Source organism: Campylobacter sp. TTU-622 (assembly GCF_016598965.1).
Classification (GTDB): Bacteria; Campylobacterota; Campylobacteria; order Campylobacterales; family Campylobacteraceae; genus Campylobacter_D.
In genome coordinates, this window is sequence record NZ_JAENKR010000052.1 from 1 (window position 1) to 8,591 (window position 8,591).

General features: G+C 26.9%; 10 protein-coding genes and 2 pseudogenes. 5 read left to right on the top strand and 7 right to left on the bottom strand.

Annotation, left to right across the window (positions count from 1 at the left end; all coding sequences use genetic code 11):
- The 5 genes and pseudogenes from JG677_RS05645 to rplI all read right to left on the bottom strand — a co-directional run.
- A pseudogene (locus tag JG677_RS05645) lies at positions 1-182 on the bottom strand (hypothetical protein); the annotation flags it as partial.
- Positions 169-1,041, bottom strand: coding sequence for a GTPase Era (era, locus tag JG677_RS05650; RefSeq protein WP_200217583.1), 873 nt, complete (start codon positions 1,039-1,041; stop codon positions 169-171). The pseudogene JG677_RS05645 and the gene era, both read right to left, overlap by 14 nt.
- Positions 1,038-2,357, bottom strand: a complete 1,320-nt coding sequence (gene hslU, locus JG677_RS05655) for an ATP-dependent protease ATPase subunit HslU (RefSeq protein ID WP_200169997.1) — start codon at positions 2,355-2,357, stop codon at positions 1,038-1,040. The genes era and hslU overlap by 4 nt, the downstream gene beginning before the upstream one ends.
- Positions 2,354-2,896, bottom strand: a complete 543-nt coding sequence (hslV, locus tag JG677_RS05660) for an ATP-dependent protease subunit HslV (protein WP_200285618.1) — start codon at positions 2,894-2,896, stop codon at positions 2,354-2,356. Before hslV ends, hslU begins: the two co-directional genes overlap by 4 nt.
- Positions 2,896-3,339: a 50S ribosomal protein L9 gene (gene rplI / locus JG677_RS05665; protein WP_200169999.1), complete on the bottom strand. Its 444-nt coding sequence runs from the start codon at positions 3,337-3,339 to the stop codon at positions 2,896-2,898. Before rplI ends, hslV begins: the two co-directional genes overlap by 1 nt.
- 162 nt (positions 3,340-3,501) lie before the next feature.
- Between rplI and JG677_RS05670 the strand changes: the two genes are divergently transcribed.
- The 4 genes from JG677_RS05670 to JG677_RS05685 are packed head-to-tail and all read left to right on the top strand — an operon-like array spanning position 3,502 to position 6,125.
- A complete protein-coding gene (locus tag JG677_RS05670) occupies positions 3,502-3,750 on the top strand; it encodes an RNA-binding S4 domain-containing protein (protein WP_200217581.1) in 249 nt (82 codons plus the stop codon).
- The gene (tsaE, locus tag JG677_RS05675) at positions 3,744-4,151 is read left to right on the top strand and encodes a tRNA (adenosine(37)-N6)-threonylcarbamoyltransferase complex ATPase subunit type 1 TsaE (RefSeq protein ID WP_200285621.1); all 408 of its coding nucleotides are present in this window, start codon (positions 3,744-3,746) and stop codon (positions 4,149-4,151) included. The genes JG677_RS05670 and tsaE overlap by 7 nt, the downstream gene beginning before the upstream one ends.
- Positions 4,144-4,872 carry an LPS export ABC transporter ATP-binding protein gene (gene lptB / locus JG677_RS05680; protein ID WP_200170002.1) on the top strand — a complete coding sequence of 243 codons (729 nt, stop codon included), beginning with the start codon at positions 4,144-4,146 and terminating at the stop codon, positions 4,870-4,872. Before tsaE ends, lptB begins: the two co-directional genes overlap by 8 nt.
- A complete protein-coding gene (locus tag JG677_RS05685; RefSeq protein ID WP_200217579.1) occupies positions 4,872-6,125 on the top strand; it encodes an RNA polymerase factor sigma-54 in 1,254 nt (417 codons plus the stop codon). The genes lptB and JG677_RS05685 overlap by 1 nt, the downstream gene beginning before the upstream one ends.
- A gap of 8 nt (positions 6,126-6,133) precedes the next feature.
- On the opposite strand, the gene JG677_RS05690 is transcribed toward JG677_RS05685, so the two are convergent.
- On the bottom strand, positions 6,134-7,072 hold the full coding sequence (locus JG677_RS05690) for an NAD(P)-binding domain-containing protein (RefSeq protein ID WP_200217578.1): 939 nt from the start codon (positions 7,070-7,072) through the stop codon (positions 6,134-6,136).
- Between the two features lie 67 nt (positions 7,073-7,139).
- On the opposite strand from JG677_RS05690, the gene JG677_RS05695 reads away from it, so the two are divergent.
- Positions 7,140-8,372 (top strand): glutamate-5-semialdehyde dehydrogenase, encoded by a 1,233-nt coding sequence (locus JG677_RS05695; RefSeq protein ID WP_200285623.1) that lies wholly within the window; start codon positions 7,140-7,142, stop codon positions 8,370-8,372.
- Positions 8,373-8,383: 11 nt separating this feature from the next.
- Here JG677_RS05695 and JG677_RS05700 read toward each other — a convergent pair.
- Positions 8,384-8,560, bottom strand: a pseudogene (locus JG677_RS05700) (NAD(P)H-dependent oxidoreductase); the annotation flags it as partial.
- Positions 8,561-8,591: the final 31 nt, after the last annotated feature.

Genomic DNA, 8,591 nt, shown 5'->3' on the forward strand with positions numbered 1-8,591 from the left:
AAAAAAATATGATAAGTATTATTTTGCTTGATAAAGCTCATTTGATATTTAAAAGCAGGGGTGAGATTTAATTCTTTTGTAGTGTTAATAAATAATAAATCGTTATCAAATTCTCCTTGTTTTTGGGTATAAATTAATTGATTAAAAGGGATAAAAGTAATTTGATTTTTAATCTTCTTCATTTAAGAGCTTTTTTATAAAATTTTCATCTTTTTGCCAATTTTTTTTAATTTGAATAAAAAGTTTTAGTAAAACTTTTTTTTGGGAAAAATTTGAAATTTTAATTCTTGCGTCTTTGCCTATCCTTTTTATTGTTTTGGCTTCTTTTCCTATAATCATAGCTTTATGAGAGTTTGTATCTGTAATAATATCTGCTTCAATAATTAAAATTTCATTCTTATCTTTGAATTTTTTTATAAGAACTTCACTACAATAAGGAAGTTCTTCGCTCAAATTTTCATATATAGCTTCTAAAATAAAATCTCTATAAATATCTTTTTCATTACTTGTGGTTAAAAATTGAGGATCATAAAAATATTCGTGTTCTGGTAAATATTTAACGATTTCATCTAGAAGAATTTTTTTGTAAGATTTTTTTTTTGAAGAATAGGGAATAACAGCTTTAAAAGTGTTAAATTGATTATATTCGTTTAATTTTTGCAATAATTGTATATTGTTTGCTAAATCAACTTTATTAATGACCACAATATGTGGTACTTTAGGATTTAAATTTAAAAAATCTTCATAATCATTTATTGGATCAAAAATACTTGCTACAAATAAAATAACATCACAATCACTAATGGATTTAATAGCACTTTGAATTAACATTTGATTAATTTTTTGAGAGCTTTTGTGAAGACCTGGAGTATCCACAATAATGATTTGATCATTATTGTGCATTAAAATAGCTTTTATTTTGCGTCTTGTTGCATTTTGTTTGTGAGAGACTATGGTAATTTTTTCTTCAAGTAAAGAATTGATTAAAGTGCTTTTTCCAGCATTAGTTCTACCAACAACACTCACAAAACCTGATTTCACAAAATATACCTTGCCAAATCTTTATTTTCTATTACATTTTCCAATTTTTCTTTAACCATATTTTTATCTACTATAAATTTTTTACCAGCATACAAATCAGCCTCAAAACTTAAGTCTTCTAAAAGTTTTTCTATAACTGTATGCAAGCGTCTTGCTCCTATGTCTTGCATTTCTTCGTTAGCTTTTGAAGCAATTTTTGCTATTTCTTTTATCGCTTCATCTTCAAATTCAAGTTCTAATTTTTCAGTTTTTAAAAGTTCTATGTATTGTTTTAATAATGAGTTTTTAGGTCGTGTTAAGATTTCATAAAGAGCCTTATCATCTAAACTATCAAGCTCTACTCTTAAAGGAAAGCGTCCTTGAAGCTCAGGAATTAAGTCGCTTGGTTTGCTTAAATGAAAAGCTCCTGCAGCAATAAAAAGAATATGATCTGTTTTTAAAGTTCCAAGCTTTGTTTGAACACTACTTCCTTCAACTATAGGAAGTAAATCTCTTTGAACTCCTTCTTTGCTAGGATCTTGCCTACTTGAATTTCCACTTGAAATTGCTATTTTATCAATCTCATCAATAAATATAATCCCTTCATTTTCTGCTCTTTTTAAAGCTTCATTTTTGATACTTTCTTGATCAAGTATTTTATCACTTGCTTCATTTTTTAAAGCATTTTTAGCATCTTTAATTTTCATTTCTTTTTTTACTTTTTTACTTCCAACTCCAATGACTTTGACTATATCTTGCATTGCACCCATTTCAGGTGGGAGATTTGGGTTAGTATCAAACATATTTTGAGAAATTTCTATTTCAATCATACTTTCATCAAGATCTCCATTTTTAAGTTTAGTTCTCATTTTTTCAAAGCTATTTTTATATTCTTCTTGTTTTTCATCACTAACCCCTTTTGGCAAAGGAGGTAAAAGTTTTTCTAGGATTTTATCTTCTATAAATTGATTAATTTTTTCTTGATTTTTTTCTCTATATTCATTCTTGACTAAATTTAAAGCTGCATTAGCTAAATCTCTTACCATACTTTCAACATCGCGTCCAACAAAGCCAACTTCTGTATATTTACTTGCTTCAATTTTAATAAATGGAAAGCCCATCATTTTAGCCAATCTTCTTGCAATTTCAGTTTTTCCAACCCCAGTTGATCCGATCATAAGAATATTTTTAGGCATAATATCATCTTGAAGATCTGGACTCAATTGCATTCTGCGGTAACGATTTCTTAGAGCAATAGCTATAATTTTTTTTGCATTTTTTTGACCGATAATATAATCATCTAAAAAATGGACAATTTCTTTAGGGGTTAAATTCATTCTTTATCCTTTATGCAATAAGTTTTAATATTTGTATTGGTATAAATACAAATTTCTCCAGCGATTTGAAGGCTTGATTTTACAAGTTCTTCTTCATCTAAATTACTATACTTTGCTAAGGCTCTAGCAGCTGATAAAGCATAGTTTCCACCACTTCCAATAGCTGCAATTGCCCCATCTTCTGGTTCAACTACATCTCCAGTTCCTGAAAGCAAAAATATATGCTCTCTATCAAGCACTAGCATCATTGCTTCTAATTTTCTTAAAAATTTATCTTTACGCCATTCTTTTGAAAAATCAATTGCAGCCTTTAAAAGATCTCCTTTGGAACTTTGAAGTAAATTTTCAAACATATCAAAGAGATTAAAAGCATCAGCTGTGCTTCCTGCAAAGCCAGCTAAAACTTTTCCATTGTTAAGTTTTCGAATTTTTACAGCATTTGCCTTTAAAACTGTATTACCAAAACTTACTTGTCCATCACCACCAATAACAGATTTATTTTTTCCTTTGTAAGCTAAAATTGTAGTTGCGTGAAACATTATTCAGCCTTTACATTGATATTAAATTGAGCGTGAATGCTGTGTCCTAATTTTAAGCTAACGCTATGCAGTCCTAAATTTTTTATTGTATCGCATTCTAAAGTTTTTTTATCAATTTCAATATTTTTTTGTTCTTTTAAAGCATGTGCTATTTCATCTTTGGTAACTCCACCAAATAAATTTCCATTTGCTCCGACAGGTTTTGCGATTTCAATAGTAATTTTGCTTAATTCTTCTTTTAATTTTTCTAAATTTGCTAATTCAAATCTTAAATTTTCAGCTTCTTTCTTTTTTTGAGCTTCATACTTTCTTAAAACTTCCGTTGTAGCTAATTTAGCATAACCTTTTCCTATAAGAAAGTTTTGTCCATATCCATCTTTTACTTCTTTTACTTCTCCTGCTTTACCTAAGCTTTTTACATCTTTTATCAGTAAAACTTTCATAAAATATTCCTTAATATTTAATTTTTAACAATAATAGAGTAAATTTTATTATTTTTCCCTTTAAAATCTACTTTTTAATCTTTAATCTGTATTTTATGGATAAATTTTTAAATATAAGCATTTTTTGTTCCAAAATATATTTTTTTTGATATAATTTAAATTATGAGAATAGATAAATTTTTAAATGTGGTAAATATTACAAAAAGACGTGCTATTTCTGAAGATATGTGCAAAAATGGTGTGGTTTTTATCAATGGGAATGTAGTTAAGGCAAGTAAAGAAGTAAAAGTCAATGATATAATTTCTTTGCATTTTAATAGTGGAATTCAAAATTATAAGGTTTTAGCTATTCCTACAACTAAAAATATTCCCAAAACATCACAAAATGAGTATGTAAATAAAATATGCTAGAAATAATTTTAAAACAAAATGAACTTAATAAGCTTTTTGAGTATCTACCTAAAGAAGGTGTGGTTTTACTCAAAGGTGATTTAGCAAGCGGAAAAACAACTTTAGTTAAAGAATATGTAAAATATTTAGGCGTTAAAGATTTAGTAGATTCTCCTACCTTTTCAATAATGCAAAAGTATTTTAATAATCAATACACAATTTATCATTATGATATTTATCAAAAAGGTTTTAAATCTTTATTGGATAATGCCTTGATAGAAAATTTTTTTGAAAATGCTTTGCATTTAGTGGAATGGGGTGATGAAAATTTAAAAAAATGCCTTGATCGCTTTGGAAAGAAAAGTCTTTTTGTAGAAATTGAACCATTTGAAGATAAGAGAAAGTATAAAATTTATGAGTAAGCTAGAAATTCTTAATTTGGAAAAAATAATCAAAAAAACCAAAATTATTCATAGTGTTTCTTTGGAGTTAAATAGTGGAGAGGTTGTTGGCCTTTTAGGCCCTAATGGAGCTGGAAAGACAACAACTTTTTATATGATTTGTGGATTAATTGCACCAAGTAGCGGTCAGGTTTTACTTGATTCAAAGGATATTACAAAAGAACCATTAAATAAAAGAGCTAGAGAAGGTATTGGTTATTTGCCACAAGAAAGCAGTATTTTTAAAGATTTAAGTGTAGAGGATAATCTACTTTTGGCAGCACAGATTTTTTACAAAGATAAAAAAATTTTAAAAGAAAGAGTAGAGCAAATGCTAGAGCTTTTAAGTATAGAGCCTATTCGCTTAAGAAAAGGATTAAGCCTTAGTGGAGGAGAGAGAAGAAGGTGTGAGATCGCAAGATCTTTAATATGCAATCCTAAATTCTTATTGCTTGATGAACCTTTTGCTGGTGTTGATCCTATTGCTGTTGCTGAAATTCAAAATCTAATCAATGAGCTTAAAAATTTAAATATTGGTGTTTTAATTACCGATCATAATGTAAGAGAAACTTTAGCAATTTGTGATAGGGCTTATGTAATTAAATCAGGTGCATTATTGGCTAGTGGTAGTGCTAAAGAAATAGCACATAATAAAGATGTAATCAAGCATTATTTAGGGACAGAGTTTAAGCTCTTAGATTAATGTTAAAACAAAAATTAGCTCCAAAAAATAAACTTTCTCAAACTTTAAGAAGTTGGTTGCCTATTTTACAAGCAAATATTGAAGATTTAAAAGAAAGCTTAGATGATTTTAGCAAAGAAAATCCTTTTATTAGTGTTAAGGAAAATATCAATTCTCAAACTAATAGCAATAAAAATTATATGGATTATTTTTATAAAAATTCTATTCAAGCACAAAATATTCAATATATGGCTATAGCACAAAAAAGTGTTTATGAACTTTTAAATGAACAAATTACTCCTCCTTTATTTCCTACAGAAAAATCTCAAAAAATAGCATATAAAATTATAGAATGTTTAAATCATGAAGGATATTTTGAATTTGATGAAGAGCTTTTAAAAGAATGGAGTCAAGATGAAATTGAAAATATAAGATTAAGATTTAAATTTTTAGATCCTATAGGAGTTGGAGCAAAAGATTATAAAGAGGCATTTTTATTTGCTTTAGATAATTTAGATATTGATGATGAACTTTATGAATTTTGCAAAATTTTAATTAAAGATTTTGAAAATATAGGTTCTTATACAAAAGAAAAATTTTATAAAGAAGCAATAGTTTTGATCAAAAAATTTAGCATACCTCCTTTTATTGAATATTTTGAAGATAGCAAACAAATAGTTCCTGATATTTTTATTTTTAGAGAAAATGATGAAATAAAAGTTAAAATAAATGATGAATATTATCCAGAAATATCTTTAGAAACCGATGGAATGAACCACGATTTTTTGAGTGCTTATATCAAGGAGGCTAAAAATTTAATTGATGCTTTGGCTATGAGAAAAGCTACTCTTTATAAGATTGGTCTTATGATAGTAGAGTATCAATATGATTTTTTCTTAGGCAAAGAAATTAAACCTATGACTTTAAAAAATATCGCAGATGACTTAGAACGTAATACTTCTACTATATCAAGAGCAATTGCAAATAAATATTTAAGTTGTGAAAGAGGTCTTATACCTTTAAAAGATTTTTTTACTGTTGCCTTAGATGAAAATGGGGAAACTTCAAATACGAGTGTGAAAGAATTTATTGTAAATTTAATTAAAAACGAAAACAAAAAAAAGCCTTTGAGTGATCTTAAAATTTTAGAATCAATACAAGAAGAATTTAAAATTGATATAGGAAGAAGGACAATTACAAAATACAGAAAACAACTTAATATTGGAAGTTCTAGCGAAAGAAAGAAGATTTATGAGCTTGAAGGTGCTAAATAATCTTTAGATTATTTAAGCACAGAAATGATTTTAGCTGCGTCATTTAAACCACAAACTATACTAGCACCATTTTTTGTTGTTATATCTCCTGCAAGAAATATTCCTTTAATATTACTTTCTTTATTTTCATTAATCAAAGGAATTCCTTTATCATCAACACTAACACCACATTTTTGTAAAAAATCAACAGGGGTTGAACCGCCAATAGCGTAAATTATACGATCATAAATTTCAAAGGTCCCATCATTAAATTTTACTTTTGCTTTTGAATTTTCATCTTCTATTTCTATGATATCAATACCTAATTTTAATAATAATTTATTTTGCTTTGCTGCATTTTCTACATCATTTAAATTAGTATCATTTAATCTTGTAAATTTATCTTTTCTATAACAAAGGCAAACTTGATTTTTATTTACTAAATCAACAGCATATTCTGCTGCAGAATTTCCTCCTCCAACAATAAGAATTTTTTCATTATTTTGAACGCTATTAGCATTAAAATTAATTATTTTAGTAAGCGTAGGAGGTAATTTATAATCAGGTTTGTTAGGTTTGCCCATTCTTCCTATGGCTATAATAATATTTTGACATTCATAAGTGTTTTTAGAAGTTGTTACTATAAAACTTTCTTTATCTTGTTTAACGCTTTCTACCTCACTTGAAAATTCTATATTAATATTATGCTCTTTTATTAAAGATTCAAAAGCTTCTATAGTGCTTTCTTTTGTGCCATCTTCAAAAGGAATATGACTATAATTTTCTCCTTCTAAACCTTTATAAGCTTTATCAACTCTTTTTCCATCTTTATAAAATTGTCTTAGAGTTTGGCAAATTTCTTTGGTTTTTTCAAGAATTAAAACTTTTTTATTTTTTAATTTAGCTTCTATGGCACATCCTATTCCAGCTGGACCAGCACCAATAATAATTAAATCTAATTTTTCCACTCTTTTCCTTTTTCATTGAATATTTTTGTATAATTTAACAAGTTTTTTGTAAATAAAGGGTTAAAGAATGAGAAATTTTATTCAAAATATCAAAAAAAACTCCCAAAAGCTTTATGATTTAAATCCTCAATTGAAAGAAAATATTATCTTAGAGTTTGCACAAATTTTAAAAGAAAATTCTGATTTTATTTTAGAAGAAAATTTAAAAGATTTACATAATTTTAAAAAAGATGATGCCTTAAAAGATAGGCTTTTATTAAATAAAAATCGTTTGAAGGATCTTTGTTTGAGTTTAGAGCAAATTGCTTATTTACAGGATCCTATCGGAAGTATTATAGAAGGCTGGGTTAATGAAGATGGATTATTGATTCAAAAAATAAGAATTCCTATAGGTCTAATTTGTGTTATTTACGAAGCAAGACCCGCTTTAAGTGCTGAGATTATAGCTTTAATGCTTAAGAGTTCTAATGCTTGTATTTTAAAAGGGGGAAGCGAGGCAAAAAATACCAATACAGCTATTTTTACGCTTATAAATAAAGTATTAAGCAAATATCATTTAGGCGATTGTTTTTCTATGTTTTTTAATAAAGATGATGTATATTCTATTTTAAAAATGGATGACTTAATTGATGTTATTATTCCAAGGGGAAGCTCTAAAATGATACAAGAACTTTCTAAAAATACTAAGATTCCTCTAATAAAGCAAGATAAAGGTTTATGTCATATTTTTGTTGATTATAATGCTAATTTAGAAGAAGCTTTAAAAATTGTTATAAATGCAAAATGCCAAAGAGTAAGTGTTTGCAATGCTTTGGAAACTTTATTAGTGCATAAAAGTATTGCTAAAGATTTTTTTAATTTGCTCATTCCTAAACTAAAAGAATTTAAAGTTAAAATTCATACACATAAAAATGCATTATCATTTTTTGAGAATTCAAATTTAGAATTTGCCTTAGCTAGTGATGAAACTTTTTATACAGAATGGCTTTCTTATGAATTAAGTATTAAGATAGTAAATGATTGCCAAGAAGCAATAGAACATATCAATAAATATAGTTCTTCTCATTCAGAAGCTATACTTTCTAATGATTTTAATAATATAGAAAAATTTAAAAAAACTATTCAATCAGCTTGTGTATATATAAATGCTTCAACGCGTTTTAGTGATGGGTCTAAGTTTGGCTTTGGAGGAGAAGTTGGAATTTCTACCAATAAACTTCATGCTAGAGGCCCTATGGGTATTAATGAAATCTGTACTTATAAATATATTATTAATGGGCAAGGACAAATTAGAAACTAAGCGTAGTAAAATTATAAAAATTTTACTACTTCATTAAAGCTAAAACGACTTTTAGTTGGAATTTTTTCTTCATTACTAATTCCTAAGGCTACAATTAAAGTAGCACTTTCTTTTTTAGGATTTAGATTTAAATAAGAATTTAATTTGTCTTGATTAAAACCTCCTATGGTACAAGAGTTTATTTTGATATTTTGAATAAAATTTCTCATTCTTTAACCC